Raw genomic sequence first — 18,939 nt, 5'->3', positions numbered from 1 at the left:
CTGCCCTTTTTCCTTTTGGTCGCGGCCCATTTTGGGGCCTGCGCCGTTGGCTTACCCAATCGGGTTGCAGCGCACACAAATCGGCATTGCCCCAGGGGGGCCTAGCTTCCATCTCAATTTCGGCCAAATCTCCCGTCATCACTCACCACGCGGCCAATCCGGTGCCGCGACCTTCCGCCGGGACCATCCCCCATGTTGACCGTTGCCAGCTTGCCCAGGGTTGAGATCGCCCGCCTGCGCCGTCCGGCGCTGCAGGCGTCCGGCTGGCTGGTCATGGGCCTGGGCGTGCTGTCGCTGCCCATACCCGGGCCCGTCTCCACGCCGCTGCTGGCGGTGGGCGGCCTGATGGTGCTGCGCAGCTCTGTCTCGGCCCGCCGCCATTACGTGCGCGCCCGCGACCACGCCCCTCGGCTGGTGCGTCCGCTGTTCGGCCGCTTCGACGCCTGGCGCCATCGTCACCGCGCCCCGGTTCGCGTGTCCGCCAAGGTGCTGGCCGCCGCCAACGACGTCGCCGCCAACGACCAGGGCGAGCTGGCCTCGGTGACCGTGGCCGGCAACGCCTGAAAGACCTGAGATCCCGAGTTTGAGGCGAGGGCCGTAGCGTGGATGCCACGCCGCGGCCCTTTGTCTTTTCAACGCCTTGACCATTCCTCATTTGACCCGGACCATGGGCTTCGCGCATGGATCGGGTCCAATGCGGTGCGCGGAGCCGTATGGGGCCTGAAGGGGTTGGGAGGAACGTCGGTGCGATCGGGTAACGCTATCCTATCGGGATACGGGACGACCATCTTCGAGGCCATGTCGCGGCTGGCGGGCGCACACAACGCCATCAACCTGGGCCAGGGCTTCCCCGACGACCGGGGGGCGGAGGATGTGCTGCAGGTGGCCGCCCGCGCGCTGCTGGAGGGCAACAACCAGTATCCGCCCATGATGGGCCTGCCGGCCCTGCGCCAGGCCGTGGCGGCCCACGCGGCGCGCTTTTACGGCCTGGAGGTGGATTGGGAGCGTGAGGTGATGGTGACCTCCGGCGCGACCGAGGCGTTGGCCGCCTGCCTGTTCGGCCTGATCGAACCGGGCGACGAGGTGGTGCTGTTCCAGCCGCTCTACGACAGTTACGTCCCTATCATCCGGCGGGCGGGTGGCATCCCCCGCTTCGTGCGCCTGCAGCCGCCAGGCTGGACCGTGGACCCGGACGAACTGGCCGCTGCCTTCAGCCCGCGCACCAAGCTGGTGGTGTTGAACAACCCCCTGAACCCGGCGGCCAAGGTCTGGTCGGTGGAGGAGTTGCGATTGCTGGCGGACCAGGTCATTGCCCACGATTGCCTGGCCGTGTGCGACGAGGTCTATGAGCACCTGGTGTTCGACGGCCGCCGGCACGTGCCGCTGATGACCCTCCCTGGCATGCGCGAGCGCACGCTGCGCATCGGCTCCGCCGGCAAGACCTTCTCGCTGACGGGATGGAAGGTGGGGTACGTCACGGCGGCCCCGGACCTGTTGCAGCCGGTGGCCAAGGCGCACCAGTACCTGACCTTCAGCACCCCGCCCAACCTGCAGGCGGCGGTGGCCTATGGCCTGGCCAAGGACGACGCCTATTTTGGCCTGCTGGCGGCGGCGCTGGAGGCCAAGCGCGACCGTCTGGCCGCGGGCCTGGTCTCCGCCGGCCTACCCGTCCTGCCCTCGGAAGGGACCTATTTCGTGGTGGCCGACATCACCGGCGCGCGCGGCCTGCGCCCAGGCGAGGATGACGCCGATTTCTGCCGGCGCCTGACGACGGATGCCGGCGTGGCCGCCATTCCGGTCAGCGCCTTCTACGAGGAAGGGGCGCCCACGCACCTCATCCGCTTCTGCTTCAGCAAGCAGGACGCCATCCTGGACAGCGCGGTGATGCGGCTGAAGGAATTCTTTGGGCGATGAGCCGAGGGCTCATGCCACCTCGTCACCATCGCGCGGAAGGGTGTTCCGCACCTTACCCAGGACTTCCAGCAAGGCGCCTGGCTTGGCCCTGCCAGCTCGCAATTCGAAGTAGCGGTCCGCTTCGCCGGTTGAAGCCAACTGGGCCGTTACCGCCCGCACAATGAAGGCGTTGAGGGACTCACCTTCCTGCTTAGCTTTCCTCACGGCGGCTTCATGGGTGCTGTCGGGCAGGCGGAGATTCACGTTGGTCATCTCAATCTCCTCAGCAATTCACCAGGTCTAAGAATAAGTAAGCCAAAGCGCTCTCCCGCTTTCGCCATGTCGCGGTGATTGAACGTCACGACGGCGTCGGCGCGACCGTTCAAGGCTGTCTCGAGCACATGGTCGTCATCTGGATCACCGGCTGCGGGTCGCCATCGAATTTGGATAGAAACCCTATGGCACAGACGAATCATGTCATCCAATGCCGCCTGAATGTCTTCCGCCGTCAGGCCAGTACGTTGCAGGTAGGCCTGCCGCGTTAGGACAGCCTCGTATTCCAGGACAAGACTGGTCGATAGAAGCGGTTGCAGCTCTCCCCGGCCAGCCCGCAGCAGCAACTGATGCGAAGCACCGCTGGCGCTTTCCAGAGCGGCGACCATGACATCGGTATCGAAGACGACGCGCATCTTGATCCCAGGATCCACTCAACCTATGTGATGCGACGGATGGTACCATAGGCAGTACCATTGGAGGCAAAAATTCCATTGGGCCGGTTGGCCGTTTTTAAGGCCGTTAGCGTTACCAGCTGCGGCGCAAAAAAAAGCGATTCAGCCGACGACCTGCAGGCCCCGGCGCTTGCGGTCAAAGGCGCAGCCGACCAGCAGGCGGGCCACTTTGCCGTCCAGCCCGCCCAGGGGCAGCACTACCAACTCGGCGGCGGGAATGGTCATGGAGGGGACGGCCGGCAGGCTGCGGGTCTGGGGCAGGCCGTTATCGGCGGACCGGCGCAACATCTGGGCGAAGGGCACGGTGTTGGGGGAGGGGGGCAGGTCTTCCAGTTGCAGGCCGGTCGAGTCACGGCGCAGCCACAAAACGTAATCGGTGCCGACCCAGTGCAGGGTGAAGGCCATCTGGTTGGGCGCCACGTCCACCAGCATGACTCCCCCGGGCGAGACCGGCAGATCCACCACCTCGATCTCGGAACTGTTGGGAAAAGCGCGGTCGCCGCGCAGGATATCCCAATAGTCATGCAGAAGACGCAAGGTCGAATTCTGGATTTGTAAAGGGAAGCGGGAGACTGAGGTCGCGCTCCAGGTGGCAGGTCCAGTCATTTTCGTCTCCCATCCTTACGTTCTACATGAGCGTCGCAAGTCGATGGGGCTATAACATTTGAGCCCGGACGGGACGCAAAACGGCAATGACCCGTCCTCATCCCGGCGTGGAATGCGCGACGGCTGGAATGGATCAGGCAGATAAAACCAGAGGCCCAGGCCTGCGCGTCGCAGTCATCCTGGGAGTAGCCCCAACGGGGTACTTCGCAACCACCAAGTAAAAAAACTGCCGGTAAGTCGATGACTTACCGGCGAGTTGAACAGGGAGGCTTCACGTCTGGGAGACGTTGGGCCCGAAGGCCCACTCCAGGACGGGCATCCTGGAGGAAACATCGGATGCTGCGTCGCAACATCCGATGGCCAATATTTAATCTTTTGATGCCCCGTTTAAAGGGGTGATTAGCCGTCTCAGCTATGCGGTAGGCGCATGCGTCGCGGGGAATGTTTCGGCAACCTTCTTCACCAGGAAGTCGCGGAACACCGCGATGCGCTTGGAATGGCGCAATTCCTCGGCGTAGACGAAGTAGGCGTCGATGCGCGGGCCCGTCACGTCCGGCAGGATGCGGACCAGATCGGGGTTGCTCTCGGAAATGATGTAGTCGGGGATGGCCGCGATGCCCAGGCCGCTCTCCACCGCCTTGTACAGGGCGTACAGGCTGTTGACGCGGAAGATGGTGTCGCGCTCGCCGCCCGGCGGATCACCCAGGGCCAGCAGCCAGTTGATGTTGGGCACCGGCGCCTTGGCGTCGGACGGATAGGCGATGAGGTCGTGCTTCTGCAGATCCTCCACCGTCTCCGGGGTTCCGCGCTTCTCCAGATAGGTGCGGTGACCGTAAAGGTGCGTGCGCACGGTCATCAGGTGGCGCTGGATCAGGTCGGGCTGGCGCGGCGGCACCATGCGGATGGCGATGTCCGCCTCACGCATGGACAGGTCCAGCTCGTTATCGTCCAGCAGCAGGGTCAGCTGCACGTCGGGGTAGATCGACAGGAATTCCCGGATGCGCGGGGTCAGCCACGTGGAACCGAAGGCGACGGTGGTCGTCACCTTGAGCGGGCCCTTCGGGTGCTCCTTGCTTTCCGAGAGCATCGCCTCTGTCATGGACAGCTTGGCGAACACCTCGCGGGCGGTGCGGTACAGCAACTCGCCTTGTTCGGTGAGGATCAGGCCGCGGGCGTGGCGATGAAACAGCGGCACGTGGAGGCTTTCCTCCAGCGCGCTGATCTGCCGGCTGACGGCCGATTGGCTGAGGTTCAGGGTCTCGCCAGCATGCGTGAAGCTGCCGGCCTCCGCCACCGCGTGGAAAACGCGAAGCTTGTCCCAGTCCATTCCCGGTCCTTATGCGTCAAAGACGTTGCGATCCCGGAGAGCGGGACCGTCGGAAATGACGGCCTCAAGCGGGCCGCCATGCAAAGAATATATACCCAGCTTGTCCAAGACGCTACCGATTGTGGGTGTCCACACGGTTAGGCCATAGACTGATAAGGCATTTTAGCACCGCATCGTGCCGTTTTGGCAACGCCCGGGTAGCAAATTCGCGAATGGATACCGCGAATTAGTACAAAGAAGGGTACCGCCGTACCAAGACGGCGGCGCCCGCTTCGGTGACTCGGGGGGGGCGCTGCGGGCGGCTCAGTGGCCGCCCAGGAAGCGCTCGGCCTCCAGTGCTGCCATGCAGCCCATGCCGGCGGCGGTGACGGCCTGGCGGAAGACCTTGTCCTTCACGTCGCCGGCGGCGAACACGCCGGGCACGTTGGTGCGGGTGCTGTCCGGGGCGGTGATGACGTAGCCCTCGTCGTCCATCTCGACATGGCCCTTGAAGATGGCCGTGGCGGGGTCGTGGCCGATGGCGACGAACACGCCGTCCAGCGGCAGCTCACGCCCCTCGCCGGTGACAGTGTCGCTGAGCGCCAGGCCGGTGACCTGCTTGGGGTTGTTGAGGTCGAAGCCGCCGTCGGCCGCCCCGCCCTTGCCCAGCACCCGGTCCACCTTGTGGTTCCACAGCACCTCGATCTTCGGGTTGGCGAAGACGCGGTCGTGCAGGATCTTCTCGCCCCGGAAGGCGTCGCGGCGGTGGATCAGGGTGACCTTGGACGCGTGGTGCGTCAGGTACAGCGCCTCTTCCAGGGCGGTGTTGCCGCCGCCGATGACCGCCACCTCCTTGCCCCGGAAGAAGAAGCCGTCGCAGGTGGCGCAGGCCGAGACACCGGCGCCCTGGAATTCCTGCTCACCGGCCACGCCCAGCCAGCGCGCCTGGGCGCCGGTGGCGATGATGACGGTGTCGGCCACGAACTCGTCGCCGCTGTCGGCCTTGGCAACGAAGGGGCGCTGGGTGAAGTCGACGGAGGTGATGACGTCGTAGACCAGGGTGGTGCCCACATGCTCCGCCTGCTGGCGCATCTGCTCCATCAGGTCGGGGCCCTGCACCGCCTGGGCGAAGCCCGGGTAGTTCTCCACCTCCGTGGTGATCATCAGCTGGCCGCCCGGCTGCATGCCCTGGACCAGGATGGGCTGGAGGTTGGCGCGGGCGGCATAGATGCCGGCGGTGTAACCGGCGGGACCGCCGCCGATGATCAGGACCTTGGTGCGATGGGTGGTCATGGGAACTGTTCCTGGCAGGAAAGGGGACCCTCTTGATTGGGGGCCGGGCCCTCGCCGCCCTCTAGATATGGTGGGGCAGGCGTGATGTTTCACTCAGACGCGGGACGATACCGGCAAGCGGCCCCGGGCTCAACGCCAGACGTCACAGATAGGATCATCCAGCCCTGCGAAGGTGCGGGGGCTGGGGGGCGTCAAGGGTGCGGCCATTCCCCCATGGCGGCAGCCGCTGTCATGCACTACATGAGGGGGAAGGGTTTGCGGATGAACGATGGAAGACGGCGGCGGTGATGGGCGGTTTCAGGAAATGGGCGGTGTATCTCGTGGCGCTCGCCGGCTTCACGGCCGCGTCCGCGTCGGCCGTCCCGGTACAGACCGAGCACACCGTCAGCCAGCTGGTGGCCGAGGGCCCTGCCGTTCCCGGCCAACCGCTGTGGGTGGCGCTGGACCAGAAGCTGCAGGATGGCTGGCATACCTATTGGATCAATCCCGGCGACTCGGGCCTGCCGACGGAGGTCAACTGGACCCTGCCGGCCGGCTGGAAGGCCGGTCCGCTGAACTTCCCGGCCCCGCACCGTTTCACCACCGGCCCGCTGGTGAACTACGGCTATGAGAAGGCAACCCGCGTCCTGGCCCGCCTGGATGTGCCGGCCGATGCCAAGCCGGGCAGCACCGTCACCCTGACGGCCGCCGCCAACTGGCTGATCTGCGCCGACGTCTGCGTGCCCGAGGACGCTACCCTGACCCTGGACGTGCCGGTCACCGCCGGCGGTACCCCCGACCCGGCCGTGGCGCCGATGTTCGCGGAGGCGCGGGCGGCTCTGCCGGTGCCCAGCCCCTATGCCGCCAGCGTCAGCGCCACCAAGGCCGCCGTCACCGTTCGCCTGGCCGCCCCCGGTCTGACGGCCGACCAGGTCAAGGACGCCTATTTCTTCGCCGAGAACCCCGATTTGGTGGAGGCCGGCGCGCCGCAGCAGCTGGCCGTCACCAGGGACGGCCTGACCCTGACCCTGAAGCCCACCGGCCGCGCCACGCCGGGCCCGGTGAACGGCATCCTGGAGGTGACGGAACTGGTGAACGGCCAGCCCACAACCCAGGCGCTGGCCATCGCCATCCCCGCCGATGGCGTGGGGGCCGCGCCGGCCGGTGGTGGCATGTCGGCGGATACCGGCAACGCACCCGTCCTGCCCCTGTGGCAAGCGGTGCTGTTCGCCTGCCTGGGGGGCATGGTCCTGAATCTGATGCCCTGCGTCTTCCCCGTGCTGTCCATGAAGGCCATGGCCCTGGTGCGCCACCAGGGCGCCCACGCCCGCCTGCACGGCCTGGTCTACACCGCCGGCGTGCTGGCCTGCTTCGCCGCCATCGCCATCGTGCTGATGGCCTTGCGCGCCGGCGGGCAGGAGATCGGCTGGGGCTTCCAGCTGCAGTCGCCCCTGGTGGTGGCCGTGCTGGCTTATGTCATGCTGCTGCTGGGCCTCAGCATGTCGGGCGTCTTCACCGTGGGCGACCAGTTCATGGGCGTGGGGCAGGGGCTGACCCAGGGGGACGGCTATGCCGGCTCCTTCTTCACCGGCGTGCTGGCCTCCGTCGTTGCCACGCCGTGCACGGCGCCCTTTATGGGGGCGGCCGTGGGCTACGCCCTGGTCCAGCCCTGGTATGTGGCGCTGGCTGTCTTCCTGGCCCTGGGCTTCGGCATGGCCTTGCCTTTCCTGGCCCTGGCCTGCAGCCCCTGGCTGCTGCGCCACCTGCCCAAGCCGGGGGCGTGGATGGAGCGGCTGAAGCAGGTGCTGGCCTTCCCCCTGTACGGTTCCGCCGCCTGGCTGGTCTGGGTGTTCGCGGTGCAGGTCGGGGCGCCTGGCATGACCGGAATCCTGGTTGGCCTGGTGCTGGTGGGCTTCGCCGCCTGGCTCTATGGCGTCACTCATTATGCCGAGGGCTGGGGCCGGCGCGGCGGCGCCCTGGCCGCGCTGGCGGCCCTGGCGCTAGCGGTGGCGGCCGTGGTGCCGCAGGCTGTCGGCAACGCCGCCCCGGCCGCCGACGGCAAGGCCGTGGCCATGACCGACGGGTTCGAGGCCTTCTCCCCGGCCACACTGGAAAAGCTGCGTGCCGACGGCCGGCCGGTGCTGGTGGACTTCACCGCCGCCTGGTGCATCACCTGCCTGGTGAACGAGCGCGTGGCCTTGTCCAGCGACACCGTGCACCAGGCGCTGAAGAGCCACAACGTGGCCCTGCTGAAGGGCGATTGGACCAACCGTGATGCCGAGATCACCCGCGTGCTGCAGGCCCACGGCCGCAGCGGCGTGCCCCTCTACCTGTTCTACCGCCCCGGCCAGGCCGAGCCTGACGTGTGGCCGCAGATCCTGACCGAGTCCCAGGTGCTGGAGGCCGTGGGCACCCTGCCCAAGCAGAGCGCCAGCGCGCGGTAAGAAGCGAGCGTCCCAAAGAAAAGGGCCGACGGAGTAGCGACCCGCCGGCCCTTTTGTTGACGTGCTCTTCTCATCACATCCGGCGCTGCCATTGGCGTGGGCGGCGGCTTGTGTGGAAAAAGGCGACCACCTGTATGGTGTCGCCTGCGAGCCGGTAGATGACGAGGTATGGAAAGTCTCGAAGCCGGGCCCGGCGGGTGCCGCCAATCGTGGACGGGAAGCGCAAGGGGCCAGCGGCGATCCGTTTCCGCGTGTCGGCAAAGGCCGCCCGCAGGCGCTTATCGAGACCGGGCGCCTGTTGCCGATACCATTCAATCGCTTCGATATATTCAGCCTGCGCCTGCGGCGTGAGGATCACCCGCATTACGGGAAGCGACGGTCAAGCTCCGCCTCCAGGGCGTCAGCATCCATGCCGTGCCGGATATCGTCATCCAGTGTTTCAAGGCGCCGTCTGATTTCGGCGGCCTGCGCCTCCGTCAGGGGGATCGCGTCGGCTTCGATGCTCTCCCAAATCTCCCCAATGAGGGCGAGCTTTTCGGCGGGCGTCATGTGGCTATAGTCGATCGTGGCCATGTCCAAATGCTCCCAGCGGTGGGCAGAAGCGAAGCGGATGGGGTATTAGACACCCAAGCCGAAGCAGGTCGCAACCGTGCGGCTTGCTCGCATCGGTAGCCCCATCCTCAAAACCCAAACATGTGATCCAGCGCGAAGGCCCCATTCGCGCCGTCGCGGATCAAGCCGTGATAGCCGAACAGGCGGCAGGTGGTGTCGCGGATCAGGACGTAGGCGTCGCGGCCCGCGTCCTTGACCTCGCTGCTCGTGAAGGTCTGGCCCACGCGGAAGTGGAAGCTGCCGGAGCAGGCGATGCTCACCATGCGGCGGGCGACCTCCTCCCCATCCTTGGTCATCAGGACCAGCGCGGTGTTGGAGCGCGCGTTCCACGGCGTGCTGGCCGGGTAGATCAGGTGGCACAGCGTGTCCACGTCGGCCGCCATGCCGGTGCGCAGGAACAGGCGGGTGGACAGGCCCGGCGCCCGGCCGGAATAAGACTGCGGCTCGTTCTTATAAGTCAGCACCGTATTGAACATGTGGGCGCCGAAGCTGGTCTCCGCCGCGTGGCCGCTGACCCCGTCCTCATAGCGGAACAGGGCGTGCAGCCAGCCGTCGGCGTCGTTCTCGCCGGCGGCGAAGTCGTAGATCAGCTCCAGATGGCCATAGCCGGAGGGCAGGCTCTTGCCGTCCAGGATGTCGGCCGCTTCGAACACCGTCTCATGGTCGCGGGGCAGGCGGCCCAGGTCGCGGCGCGCCACCTCGGTGCCGTCGGCGTCATAGACGATGGCGGTCAGCGGCAGGTGCGCTTGCGTGGTGCCCATGGGGGTGGGCAAGGCGATGGTGCGGAAGCGGCCGGCCGGGAAGATGGGGGCGGGCAGGATGAAGCCCTTGCCCATCAGGTTGGTCAGGGTGGCCAGCTTGGGGTCCGGCTTTAGGTCCATGCGCTCCACGTTCGGGTGGGCGATGCGGTGGCGCGCCACACCGGCGGCATCGGTGCGGATGACCTCATAGCGCGGGCGGACGAAATGCTTGCCGGCGCGGATTTCCACCTGCTGCGGCCAGTGGGCGTCGGGCAGCAGGCTGGCCACGTCCAGGGCGTAGGTGGCGTAAGGCCCGATCTCGCGGTCCAGTTCCACCGCCGTTTCGTGGCCCATCAGGTTCAGGGCCACGGCGCCGGCGGGGATGGGGCAGGGATGGCTGTTCTGCACCCACAGGATCACGCGCTCATCCGCGCGTGGGGCGGGCAGGCCGGCGTAGAAGTCCGACGGCCAGGCGTTGGCGTCATGGGTGCAGGACAGGGTGTCGGCGGCGTCGCCATAGGTATCCAGCGCGTACTTCACCACATCGTGGCCGGCGGCCCCCACCACATGGATGAACAGCTGGCCGGTGAATTCCGGCAGGTCGAATTCCTTGCGCACGGCGGCGCTGTCGATGACCACGGTGCCGTCGGCCCCCGGCAGTTCCTGCGTCCAGCGCGCCAGCACCTGGCCGTCCTCATCGAACAGGCAGAGCCACAGATAGGGCTCGGCGGCGCCGTAGCTGGACCAGTAGTTGGCCGTGACCACCCGGGTGTGGTGGCCGGCGCCATCGCGGAAGAAGGCGTAGTTGGTGGCGAAGTTCAGGGGCGCCAGATAGGTGCGGCGGTCGGTCAACAGGTCGGCTGGCAGCTTCAGCGGGTCCAGGGAGTAGACCTTGGCGCCGGCAGGGATCAGGTGCCGGATGTGGGCCACCAGCCGGTCGGCGTCGAAGGCCGCCACGAACACGGCGTCCACGGCTGTGCCCGCCAGGGCCGTCACCGGCTGCGCCGGGTGACCCAGCAGCGTCTGGCCGATCTTGTCCACGTTCTGGGCGTAGACCGCCGCCACGTCCACCGATCCCCCGGGGCCGGTGAGGTGGTGGATCTCGTCGAACGGCTCCAGCATGTTCAGCGGGTCGTAGACGGCGACCCGGCCCGCCGCCCGCAGATCGGCCAGCAGCGCCTTTGCCGGTTCCGCCGCCAGCGGGTGGCCGATAGCCTTGAAGTAGCTGCTGCCGCCGGTGACGTTGCTGAAGGTTTCGATCTTGAGGGGCATGGACGGGTCCAAATGACGAGGGGACCGCCGGCCCTCAAGCAGGCCGGCGGTGACACATCAGGGCGTTATACGGGCAGACGCGCCGTTTTCACAGATTCAGCGGAAGGGGTTCAGGCGCTTCATCTTGGCCGACAGGGCGTGGCGGAATTGTTCCCGCTTCACCACGCCGTCGTCCTGCACCCAGTTCAACTGGATGACGCGGCGCGGGCCGACGAAGCTGGTGTGGCCGTGCCAGGCGGTGGGGCCATTCAGGAAGGCCAGCAGGGTGCCCTCGGCCGGGGGAATCTCGGTCACCGCGTTGTCCAGGCTTTCCGGCCCGCGCAGCAGGCGCAGGCGTCCGTCCGACGTTTCCCAGGACGGGTTCATGTAGAGCAGGACGGTGATGATCTTGCTCTTGCTGTCGACGTGGATCTGGCCGTCCTGGGCCTTGGCCCGGCCGCGCACTGTCACCATCGTGGGATGGTCGGTCAGGTCGATGCCGAACTTCTCCTCGAACGCCGCCGTCATGGCCGGGCCCTGGATTTCCTCCAGCAGCGCCGCGAAGGCCGGGCCGAAGCTCAGTTCCCGCGAGGGGAAGCTGCCGGCCTGCTCGATCTCGGGAAAATCGCGGTGGATGGCCTCGCGCACCTCCGCCCGCACGAAGCCGGGGATGATCAGGTGGGCGAACGGGTCATGGGACAGCGGGGTGGCGCGAAAGGCGTCCAGGTCAATGTTGTGGCCTGGGTCCGTCGCCACAGTCTTACCAGAAGCTTGGGCGCCAGACGCGGGGGAGCCAGACGCGGGGGAGGAGGTGGCGGAGGTGCCGATCATGGTCCTGCTTCTTCTAAGGCTGGCGCCTCATGGGGCGCCGGGGTTAGACCATACTTTAGAATCGTTCTTGATGAGATTGGCTCGCAAATACCTCACCCCAGATGGGGCGGCGGCGCATCGGGGTCAATGCTGGGCCCATGCGATTGGCCCACCCCAGCAACGGATGGGCCCACCATAACACAGGCCGCGTCCCTGCGCCCCGTCGGGGCGTCAGCGCCGGGCGGCCATGCGCCGCAGCACCTCGGCCGCCACGCGCGGTGTGTCGTCCAGGGGCGTGGGTGTCCAGTTTTCCACCGCACCGGTGAAGGGGCGGGTGACGCCGCGCTCCACCATCAGCTGGTGGAATCGGTCGAACTTGGCCGACTTGCCTTCCAGGGCGATGACATAGACGGGTTTGCCGGTGCTGGCCGCCTCCGACACCATGGACACGCTGTCGCCGGTGCACAGCACGGCGTCGGCCAGGCCCAGATAGCCGAAATAGGGGTTGGCGCCGGCACCGTCCCAGACCACGGCCGGCAACCCTTGCAGGTGCCGGCGCAGCACCGCTTCGTTTTCAGCTCCCGTGCGGCGCGAGGGCGTGACCATCAGCCCCATGCCCTGGCGGGCCAACACGGCCAACCGGTCGGCCAACTGCGCGGTCACGGCCGGCGTCAGCTGGTAGACACCGTTGGAGCCACCCACCAGCACGGCCACGCGCGGGCGGGGCAGGTGATCCAGCAGGGGCGCGAACTTGGCCGCCTCGGCCGCAAGGCGGGCCGCCGTCACCCGGTGCAGGGCGCCCAGGCTCTCCATCACGTTGGGCCCGGCCTTGCGGTCATGGGCCGGCATGACCACAAGGTCCAGCCAGCCGAAGGGCACGCCCGGGTTCTGGATGTGGACACAGAAGGTGTGGCCCCCGTTTTGCCGACCGGCGCTTCGCCGGCGAATGGCCAGGGCGGCGCCCACCGCCTGCCGGCCGGAGGTGATTAGCAAATCCGGCCAGGGCGGCGCCAGGGTGTCGGAGTCGGGGGTGAGGCCGTGGTCGAGGCTCAGCGGCAGGTAGGGGCTGAGCTGGCGCCAGGGCGTCTTAAGGCGGATGCGCTTGACCACCGGGGTCGCGCCCACGGCCTCCGCCAGGCCCAGGCACTGGTTTTCCATGCCGGCCTTGCCATCGGATAAAACCCAGCAGGTGGGCGGGGTTGGGGGCTGCGGGGCTGGGGGGATGGCGGAGGCCGCCAGGGGGCTCTGGGCGTTCATGGCGCCAGTGTAGCGCGCATCACCAAAGGATGGGACCGTTTCGCGCGCAACAATCTTTCTTGCCTGGGGGCGGCGGGCAATCTATGTAATATCCTTTCAACCCCACCCCTCCCGGGAGCACAAGACAATACCATGCGGCGGGTCAAACTCGACCGAATTGATCGGCGTATCCTGCGCGACTTGCAGGCGGACGGCCGAATGACCAACGTGGAACTCGCCCGGCGGGCCGGCATCTCTGCGCCCCCCTGTCTGCGGCGCGTCCGCGCGCTGGAAGAGGCGGGCTTCATCCGGGGCTACCATGCGGACATCAACCCCGAGGCCCTGGGCTTCGGCGTCACGGTGTTCGCGCAGGTGGGCCTGTCTTCCCAGGCGGAAGCGGATCTGAAGAAGTTCGAAGGCATGGTCAACAGCTGGCCCGAGGTTCGGGAATGCAGCATGCTGGCCGGCGAAACCGACTTCCTGCTGAAGATCGTGGCCGCGGACTGGGACAGCTACCAGCGCTTCCTGACGACCAAGCTGACCGCGGCCCCCAACGTCAGCCACGTGAAGTCGGCCCTGGCCATCCGCCAGTCCAAGTATACCCCCGGCGTTCCCATCGATGTCGATGTGGGACCCGAGGTGCTGGACGACGATGAGGACGAGGAATAAGTCTCCATCCGCCTTCCCTCACGGATCGCCATAAGAAAAGCCCCCGCCGGATGTCCAGCGGGGGCTTTTCTTATGAGCGCGGGGAGGGGCCACCGCCTCAGCGGAAGGCGATCTCCACGATCTCGTAGCTCTTGGAGCCGCCGGGCGTGGTCACCTCGACATTGTCGCCGACATGCTTGCCGATCAGCGCGCGCGCCAGCGGGCTGGTGATCGACAGGAAGCCGTTCTTGATGTCGCTCTCGTCGGCACCCACGATCTGGTAGGTGGACTCCTCGTCCGTGTCCTCATCCGCCAGACGGATGGTGGCGCCGAACTTCACGGCGTTGCCGGTCAGCTTGCTGACGTCGATCACCTCGGCCCGGCTGATCTTGTCTTCCAGCTCCATGACGCGGCCTTCGATGAAGCTCTGGCGCTCCCGCGCGGCATGGTATTCCGCGTTTTCCGACAGGTCGCCGTGCTCGCGCGCCTCGGCGATGGCCTTGATCACTGCCGGCCGCTCGGTGACCTTCAGATGCTTCAATTCTTCCTGGAGGCGGGTGTAACCCGCAAACGTCATCGGGATTTTTTCCATAGCCTTCGATATTCCGTTACTCAGAACCCAGGGATCTTGCCCTGGGGCGAGCCCCGAGGGGCCGCATCGCGACAACGAGAAACCCTCCCGAGGGTGATCTTGATCCCGGGATGGCGGCCGGTCGGCCGTCATCCCCTGGTCGATCGATCACCCGCAGGTTAGTAAGTCCCGCTCAGATAGGACTGAAGCGGCGCAACCTCAAGGCTGCCGGTGCGCAGCGCCGAGATGGCGTCCACGGCGGCGCGGGCACCCGCGACCGTCGTGTAATAGGGAATGTTATTGACGAGTGCGGTGCGGCGCAAGCTGAAGCTGTCGGAGACGGCTTGTGCGCCCTCCGTGGTGTTGAACACCAGCTGTACCTCACCGTCGATCATGGCGTCGACGATGTGGGGCTGGCCCTCCAGCACCTTGTTGATCTGGCTGACCGGGATGCCGGCCGCCGACAGCACCTTGGCCGTGCCGCAGGTGGCGACGATCTTGAAGCCCATGTCGACCAGACGGCGGGCTACCGGAACCAGGTGAGGCTTGTCTCGTTCCCGAACCGAAATGAACACCGTGCCGGTGGTCGGCAGGGTCACGCCGGCGCCCAGCTGAGCCTTGGCGAAGGCCATGGCGAAGTTCGGGTCCAGGCCCATGACCTCGCCGGTGGACCGCATCTCCGGCCCCAGCAGGATGTCGACGCCGGGGAAGCGGTTGAAGGGGAACACCGCCTCCTTCACCGCCGTGTGCGGCGGGAAGGCGCCGCCCAGCTTGAAGTCGGACAATTTTTCGCCGGCCATGACGCGGGCCGCGATCTTGGCGATGGCGGTGCCGGTGGCCTTGGCGACGAAGGGCACGGTGCGCGAGGCGCGCGGGTTCACTTCCAGGATGTAGATGTCCTGGCCGGCCGGGCCGTTGCCGTCCGGATTCGCCTTGATGGCGAACTGGATGTTCATCAGGCCGACGACGTTCAGGCCGTGGGCCAGGGCCTCCGCCTGGCGGGACAGCTCGTCCACCACCGGCTTGGGCAAGGTGTAGGGGGGCAGGGCGCAGGCGCTGTCGCCGGAATGGATGCCGGCTTCCTCGATATGCTCCATCACGCCCGCGACATAGACCTGGGTGCCGTCGCAGACGGCGTCCACATCCACCTCGATGGCGTCCTGAAGGTAGCTGTCGATCAGCACCGGGTTCTTGCCCGACACCTTCACGGCGTTGCCCATGTAGCGCTTCAGGCCGGCCTGGTCATGGACGATCTCCATGGCGCGGCCGCCCAGCACGTAGGACGGGCGGATGACGACGGGGAATCCGATCTGCTCCGCCACCTTCTCCGCCTCTTCCAGGGAGCGGGCCAGGCCGTTGGCCGGCTGGCGCAGGTTCAGCTTGTGCAGCAACTGCTGGAAACGCTCGCGGTCCTCGGCCAGGTCGATGGCATCCGGGCTGGTGCCCAGGATGGGGATGCCCGCCTCTTCCAGGTCGCGGGCCAGCTTCAGCGGCGTCTGGCCGCCCAGCTGCACGATGACGCCCAGCACCTCGCCGTTGGCCTGCTCCGTCCGCACCAGCTCGATCACGTCCTCGGCCGTCAGCGGCTCGAAGTACAGGCGGTCGGCGGTATCGTAGTCGGTGGAGACGGTCTCGGGATTGCAGTTGACCATGATGGTCTCATAGCCGGCCTCGCGCAGGGCGTAGACGGCATGGACGCAGCAATAGTCGAACTCGATGCCCTGGCCGATGCGGTTGGGACCGCCGCCCAGGATGACAACCTTCTTCTTGTCCGTCGGCTCGGACTCGCACTCGCCGGCCACGCTGCCGTCACCCTCGTACGTGGAGTACATGTAGGGCGTCTTGCTGGCGAATTCGGCGGCGCAGGTGTCGATGCGCTTGAACACCGGGCGGATGTTGAAGCCGCGGCGGGCTGCAGCCACGGCGGCCTCGGTGGCGCCCGTCAGGGTGGCCAAGCGGGCGTCGGAGAAGCCCTGGGCCTTCAGCTTGGCGAAGTCGCGCTGGGTCAGGGCGGCCAGGCCCCCCTTCTGCACGGCGGCCTTCACGCCGGCCTCGGCCTGCACGACCTCTTCGATCTGGCGCAGGAACCAGGGGTCGACGCGGCAGGCGGCGTGGATCTCCTCCACCGTCAGACCGTGGCGGAACGCCTGGGCGATGACCAGGATGCGGTCGTGCGTGGGTTTGGACAGGGCGGCCCGGATCTTCAGCGGGTCGACCACGCCGGTGCCGCCGGTCAGATCCACCTCGTCGAACCCGGTCAGGCCGGTTTCCATGGAGCGCAGGGCCTTCTGCACCGATTCGGCGAAGCTGCGGCCGATGGACATGGCCTCGCCCACCGACTTCATGGACGTGGTCAGCAGGGCGTCGGCGCCGGGGAACTTCTCGAACGCGAAGCGCGGCATCTTGGTGACGACGTAGTCGATCGTCGGTTCGAAGCTGGCCGGCGTGGATCCGGTGATGTCGTTGTCCAGCTCGTCCAGGGTGTAGCCCACGGCCAGCTTGGCGGCGATCTTGGCGATGGGGAAGCCGGTGGCCTTGGACGCCAACGCGGACGAGCGGCTGACGCGCGGGTTCATCTCGATGACGACGACGCGGCCGTTCTCCGGATTCACGGCGAACTGGACGTTGGACCCGCCGGTGTCCACCCCGATCTCGCGCAGCACGGCGATCGAGGCGTTGCGCATCAGCTGGTATTCCTTGTCGGTCAGCGTCAGCGCGGGCGCCACGGTGACGCTGTCACCGGTGTGGATGCCCATGGGGTCGATGTTCTCGATCGAGCAGATGATGATGCAGTTGTCGCGGCAGTCGCGCACAACCTCCATCTCATACTCCTTCCAGCCCAGGACCGATTCCTCGACCAGGACCTCGCCCACCGGGCTGGCGCGCAGGCCGCCGCGGACGATGTCGACGTATTCCGCCTTGTTGTAGGCGATGCCGCCGCCGGTTCCGGCCAGGGTGAAGCTGGGGCGGATAATGGCGGGCAGGCCGACATAGGCCAGGGCGTCGGCGGCCTCGGCCTCCGACTTCACCATGCGCGACTTGGGGCTTTCCAGGCCGATCTTGTCCATGGCGTCACGGAACAGCAGGCGGTCCTCCGCCTTCTCGATGACGTCGGCCTTGGCGCCGATCAGCTTGACCCCCAGCCGATCCAACGTGCCGTCATGGAACAGCTTCAGCGCCGTGTTCAGCGCCGTCTGGCCGCCCATGGTGGGCAGCAGGGCGTCGGGGCGCTCCTTCTCCAGGATCTTGGCGACGACGGCCGGGGTGATGGGCTCGACGTAGGTGGCGTCGGCCAGGCCCGGGTCGGTCATGATGGTGGCGGGGTTGGAGTTGACCAGGATGACCCGGTACCCCTCTTCCTTCAGCGCCTTGCACGCCTGCACACCGGAATAATCGAATTCGCAAGCCTGGCCGATGATGATCGGGCCGGCGCCGATGATGCAGATGGACTTGATGTCTGTGCGTTTAGGCATGAGGGTCAGCCGCCATTTTTTGAATTCTACCGTCCGGTCAGTCCGGCCCAACCCGACGGGGGCTCCAGACTCCGGCCACACAAAACAATCCCCCGCCCTGGAATGGTGGCGCGGGGGATTGTTCGGCTGAGCCGCTTATATAAAGGGCCCCCGCCCCGGGGGGAAGCGCTGCATATGGGGTGGGGGGGTGCGCCTACCGCAACCCGCGGGGTCAAACCAGGGCTTGATCCCAGGGAAACCAGGGGCTTAGGGGGCCTGGGGCGCGGGGGCCGAGACCGGGGTGACGCCGTTGGCGGCAGGATTCGGCACGGCCGGGTCCTTGCCGTAGCCGCCGCCGGGTCCGTAGTACCAGGGCAGCAGCACGTCCTGCCGGGCGGTGTAGACGGTGCAGCGGGCCGTATCCTGCTTGTCGAAGAAATAGACCGTGCCGGCTTCGCGCTTGCGGTCGGGGTCCACCAGGTTGATGGCCCAGGTGCCGTAGGCCACGCCCAGCGGGCTCTCCTTGGGGCCGAAGGCGCGGTACAGCATGTCGACGCGCTGGATGAAGCGGCCGCGCCGGCAGGCGTCCGACAGCTCGCGCGACACCGTCATCATGCGCAACGCCGGGCCGGCGAAGGCATAGACGATGCGCGGCTGGGTATAGCGCGGCGGCAGGGGCAGGGCCACAGCCGGCGGCGGACTGGGATCGTAGGGTCCGGCGCCCACATGGTCCGGCTGGGGCTGCGTCAGCTTCAGCCCGTCATGCGGCGGGGTGGGGCGCACCATCCACTGCGTGGGCGTGGCCGGCGCGGTCTGCGCGCGCAGCGGCACCGCGGCCAGGAGGGCCATCGCCAGGAACGCCGGAAGCAGGACAGAAGAGAGTCGCATCACTTGAGAATATCATCGATCAGCCCCGGCTGGGGAGTCAGCATCGCAAGTGATGAAAAAGCTATTAAGGGGAATTATTTAAAATTTTACTGATATTCGTCCGATCCCGGAGCCTGATCAGCGGGAACGCAGGTAGCGCGTCAGGAAGCCCGCGACCTTCAGGCGCCGCGCCTCGTCCAGGTTGACGAAGTTGATCTTGGCGTCCTTGCCAATAATGGCGGCCACTTGGCCGTCGCAGATGAAGGCGACGTTCTCTTTGCTGTCCTTGAAGGCGACCTTCATCTTGAAGCTCGTCCCCTGGCCCAGGCCGGCGGCCCCCGTGGCGGTAAAGCTGTTGGCCGCCATGTTGTTGATGGGATAGGTCTTCGAATTGATGACCACGCTGGCAGCCAGCGCGGGCACCTTCACCTTTTCCACCACATCTTTTTTCAGGAAATCGAACACGCCCATTATTGGCCTCATGCCGCCCGCGAATGTTTTTT

The 18,939-nt window shown here is 66.8% G+C and carries 18 protein-coding genes; 4 read left to right on the top strand and 14 right to left on the bottom strand.

The window, feature by feature from the left end:
• The first annotated feature begins 192 nt into the window (after positions 1-192).
• Both Y958_RS10525 and Y958_RS10520 read left to right on the top strand, forming a co-directional pair.
• Positions 193-564: a hypothetical protein gene (locus Y958_RS10525; protein WP_088871939.1), complete on the top strand. Its 372-nt coding sequence runs from the start codon at positions 193-195 to the stop codon at positions 562-564.
• 180 nt (positions 565-744) lie between these two features.
• Positions 745-1,914, top strand: a complete 1,170-nt coding sequence (locus Y958_RS10520; protein WP_088871938.1) for an aminotransferase — start codon at positions 745-747, stop codon at positions 1,912-1,914.
• Between the two features lie 9 nt (positions 1,915-1,923).
• On the opposite strand, the gene Y958_RS10515 is transcribed toward Y958_RS10520, so the two are convergent.
• From Y958_RS10515 to trxB, 5 genes are all read right to left on the bottom strand, one after another.
• Positions 1,924-2,166, bottom strand: a complete 243-nt coding sequence (locus Y958_RS10515) for a YlcI/YnfO family protein (protein ID WP_088871937.1) — start codon at positions 2,164-2,166, stop codon at positions 1,924-1,926.
• Positions 2,163-2,582, bottom strand: a complete 420-nt coding sequence (locus Y958_RS10510; RefSeq protein ID WP_088871936.1) for a putative toxin-antitoxin system toxin component, PIN family — start codon at positions 2,580-2,582, stop codon at positions 2,163-2,165. Before Y958_RS10510 ends, Y958_RS10515 begins: the two co-directional genes overlap by 4 nt.
• A gap of 141 nt (positions 2,583-2,723) precedes the next feature.
• Positions 2,724-3,158 (bottom strand): PAS domain-containing protein, encoded by a 435-nt coding sequence (locus tag Y958_RS10505; protein ID WP_088871935.1) that lies wholly within the window; start codon positions 3,156-3,158, stop codon positions 2,724-2,726.
• A 481-nt stretch (positions 3,159-3,639) separates the two neighbouring features.
• On the bottom strand, positions 3,640-4,554 hold the full coding sequence (locus tag Y958_RS10500) for a LysR family transcriptional regulator (protein WP_088871934.1): 915 nt from the start codon (positions 4,552-4,554) through the stop codon (positions 3,640-3,642).
• Positions 4,555-4,857: 303 nt separating this feature from the next.
• On the bottom strand, positions 4,858-5,826 hold the full coding sequence (trxB, locus tag Y958_RS10495) for a thioredoxin-disulfide reductase (RefSeq protein WP_088871933.1): 969 nt from the start codon (positions 5,824-5,826) through the stop codon (positions 4,858-4,860).
• A gap of 311 nt (positions 5,827-6,137) precedes the next feature.
• On the opposite strand from trxB, the gene Y958_RS10490 reads away from it, so the two are divergent.
• Positions 6,138-8,249 (top strand): protein-disulfide reductase DsbD family protein, encoded by a 2,112-nt coding sequence (locus tag Y958_RS10490; protein WP_211098483.1) that lies wholly within the window; start codon positions 6,138-6,140, stop codon positions 8,247-8,249.
• Positions 8,250-8,322: 73 nt separating this feature from the next.
• Here Y958_RS10490 and Y958_RS10485 read toward each other — a convergent pair whose 3' ends face one another.
• From Y958_RS10485 to Y958_RS10465, 5 genes are all read right to left on the bottom strand, one after another.
• On the bottom strand, positions 8,323-8,613 hold the full coding sequence (locus Y958_RS10485) for a type II toxin-antitoxin system RelE/ParE family toxin (RefSeq protein ID WP_088871931.1): 291 nt from the start codon (positions 8,611-8,613) through the stop codon (positions 8,323-8,325).
• Complete coding sequence (locus tag Y958_RS10480; RefSeq protein WP_088871930.1) at positions 8,613-8,822, bottom strand: addiction module protein; 210 nt, start codon at positions 8,820-8,822, stop codon at positions 8,613-8,615. Before Y958_RS10480 ends, Y958_RS10485 begins: the two co-directional genes overlap by 1 nt.
• Positions 8,823-8,929: 107 nt before the next feature.
• Entirely contained in the window at positions 8,930-10,873 is a 1,944-nt protein-coding gene (locus tag Y958_RS10475; RefSeq protein WP_088871929.1) for a hypothetical protein, read from the bottom strand.
• Positions 10,874-10,969: 96 nt separating this feature from the next.
• Positions 10,970-11,683: a 2OG-Fe(II) oxygenase family protein gene (locus Y958_RS10470; protein WP_088871928.1), complete on the bottom strand. Its 714-nt coding sequence runs from the start codon at positions 11,681-11,683 to the stop codon at positions 10,970-10,972.
• Between the two features lie 210 nt (positions 11,684-11,893).
• Positions 11,894-12,820, bottom strand: coding sequence for a mitochondrial fission ELM1 family protein (locus Y958_RS10465; protein ID WP_088871927.1), 927 nt, complete (start codon positions 12,818-12,820; stop codon positions 11,894-11,896).
• A gap of 231 nt (positions 12,821-13,051) precedes the next feature.
• Here Y958_RS10465 and Y958_RS10460 point away from each other — a divergent pair, with 231 nt between their 5' ends.
• Positions 13,052-13,567: an Lrp/AsnC family transcriptional regulator gene (locus Y958_RS10460; RefSeq protein ID WP_040849174.1), complete on the top strand. Its 516-nt coding sequence runs from the start codon at positions 13,052-13,054 to the stop codon at positions 13,565-13,567.
• A 97-nt stretch (positions 13,568-13,664) separates the two neighbouring features.
• Here Y958_RS10460 and greA read toward each other — a convergent pair whose 3' ends face one another.
• From greA to Y958_RS10440, 4 genes are all read right to left on the bottom strand, one after another.
• Positions 13,665-14,138, bottom strand: a complete 474-nt coding sequence (gene greA, locus Y958_RS10455; RefSeq protein WP_040849173.1) for a transcription elongation factor GreA — start codon at positions 14,136-14,138, stop codon at positions 13,665-13,667.
• Positions 14,139-14,296: 158 nt separating this feature from the next.
• Complete coding sequence (gene carB, locus Y958_RS10450) at positions 14,297-17,590, bottom strand: carbamoyl-phosphate synthase large subunit (protein WP_088871926.1); 3,294 nt, start codon at positions 17,588-17,590, stop codon at positions 14,297-14,299.
• A 246-nt stretch (positions 17,591-17,836) separates the two neighbouring features.
• On the bottom strand, positions 17,837-18,457 hold the full coding sequence (locus Y958_RS10445; protein WP_145727898.1) for a hypothetical protein: 621 nt from the start codon (positions 18,455-18,457) through the stop codon (positions 17,837-17,839).
• A 117-nt stretch (positions 18,458-18,574) separates the two neighbouring features.
• The gene (locus Y958_RS10440; protein ID WP_040849171.1) at positions 18,575-18,907 is read right to left on the bottom strand and encodes a hypothetical protein; all 333 of its coding nucleotides are present in this window, start codon (positions 18,905-18,907) and stop codon (positions 18,575-18,577) included.
• Between the last annotated feature and the right edge of the window lie 32 nt (positions 18,908-18,939).

Origin of the sequence: Nitrospirillum viridazoti CBAmc, from assembly GCF_000730165.1 — a bacterium.
GTDB lineage: Bacteria > Pseudomonadota > Alphaproteobacteria > Azospirillales > Azospirillaceae > Nitrospirillum > Nitrospirillum viridazoti.
The sequence above is the reverse complement of the archived record's forward strand: the minus strand, read 5'-3'. Positions and strand labels throughout refer to the sequence as shown.

Coding starts and splice junctions, on each gene's coding strand:
- Y958_RS10440 (WP_040849171.1), bottom strand. CDS start 18,907: ATGGGCGTGTTCGATTTCCTGAAAAAAGATGTGGTGGAAAAGGTGAAG.
- Y958_RS10525 (WP_088871939.1), top strand. CDS start 193: ATGTTGACCGTTGCCAGCTTGCCCAGGGTTGAGATCGCCCGCCTGCGC.
- Y958_RS10510 (WP_088871936.1), bottom strand. CDS start 2,582: ATGCGCGTCGTCTTCGATACCGATGTCATGGTCGCCGCTCTGGAAAGC.
- carB (WP_088871926.1), bottom strand. CDS start 17,590: ATGCCTAAACGCACAGACATCAAGTCCATCTGCATCATCGGCGCCGGC.
- greA (WP_040849173.1), bottom strand. CDS start 14,138: ATGGAAAAAATCCCGATGACGTTTGCGGGTTACACCCGCCTCCAGGAA.
- Y958_RS10500 (WP_088871934.1), bottom strand. CDS start 4,554: ATGGACTGGGACAAGCTTCGCGTTTTCCACGCGGTGGCGGAGGCCGGC.
- Y958_RS10445 (WP_145727898.1), bottom strand. CDS start 18,457: ATGCGACTCTCTTCTGTCCTGCTTCCGGCGTTCCTGGCGATGGCCCTC.
- Y958_RS10460 (WP_040849174.1), top strand. CDS start 13,052: ATGCGGCGGGTCAAACTCGACCGAATTGATCGGCGTATCCTGCGCGAC.
- Y958_RS10480 (WP_088871930.1), bottom strand. CDS start 8,822: ATGGCCACGATCGACTATAGCCACATGACGCCCGCCGAAAAGCTCGCC.
- Y958_RS10475 (WP_088871929.1), bottom strand. CDS start 10,873: ATGCCCCTCAAGATCGAAACCTTCAGCAACGTCACCGGCGGCAGCAGC.
- Y958_RS10515 (WP_088871937.1), bottom strand. CDS start 2,166: ATGACCAACGTGAATCTCCGCCTGCCCGACAGCACCCATGAAGCCGCC.
- Y958_RS10485 (WP_088871931.1), bottom strand. CDS start 8,613: ATGCGGGTGATCCTCACGCCGCAGGCGCAGGCTGAATATATCGAAGCG.
- Y958_RS10470 (WP_088871928.1), bottom strand. CDS start 11,683: ATGATCGGCACCTCCGCCACCTCCTCCCCCGCGTCTGGCTCCCCCGCG.
- Y958_RS10465 (WP_088871927.1), bottom strand. CDS start 12,820: ATGGAAAACCAGTGCCTGGGCCTGGCGGAGGCCGTGGGCGCGACCCCG.
- trxB (WP_088871933.1), bottom strand. CDS start 5,826: ATGACCACCCATCGCACCAAGGTCCTGATCATCGGCGGCGGTCCCGCC.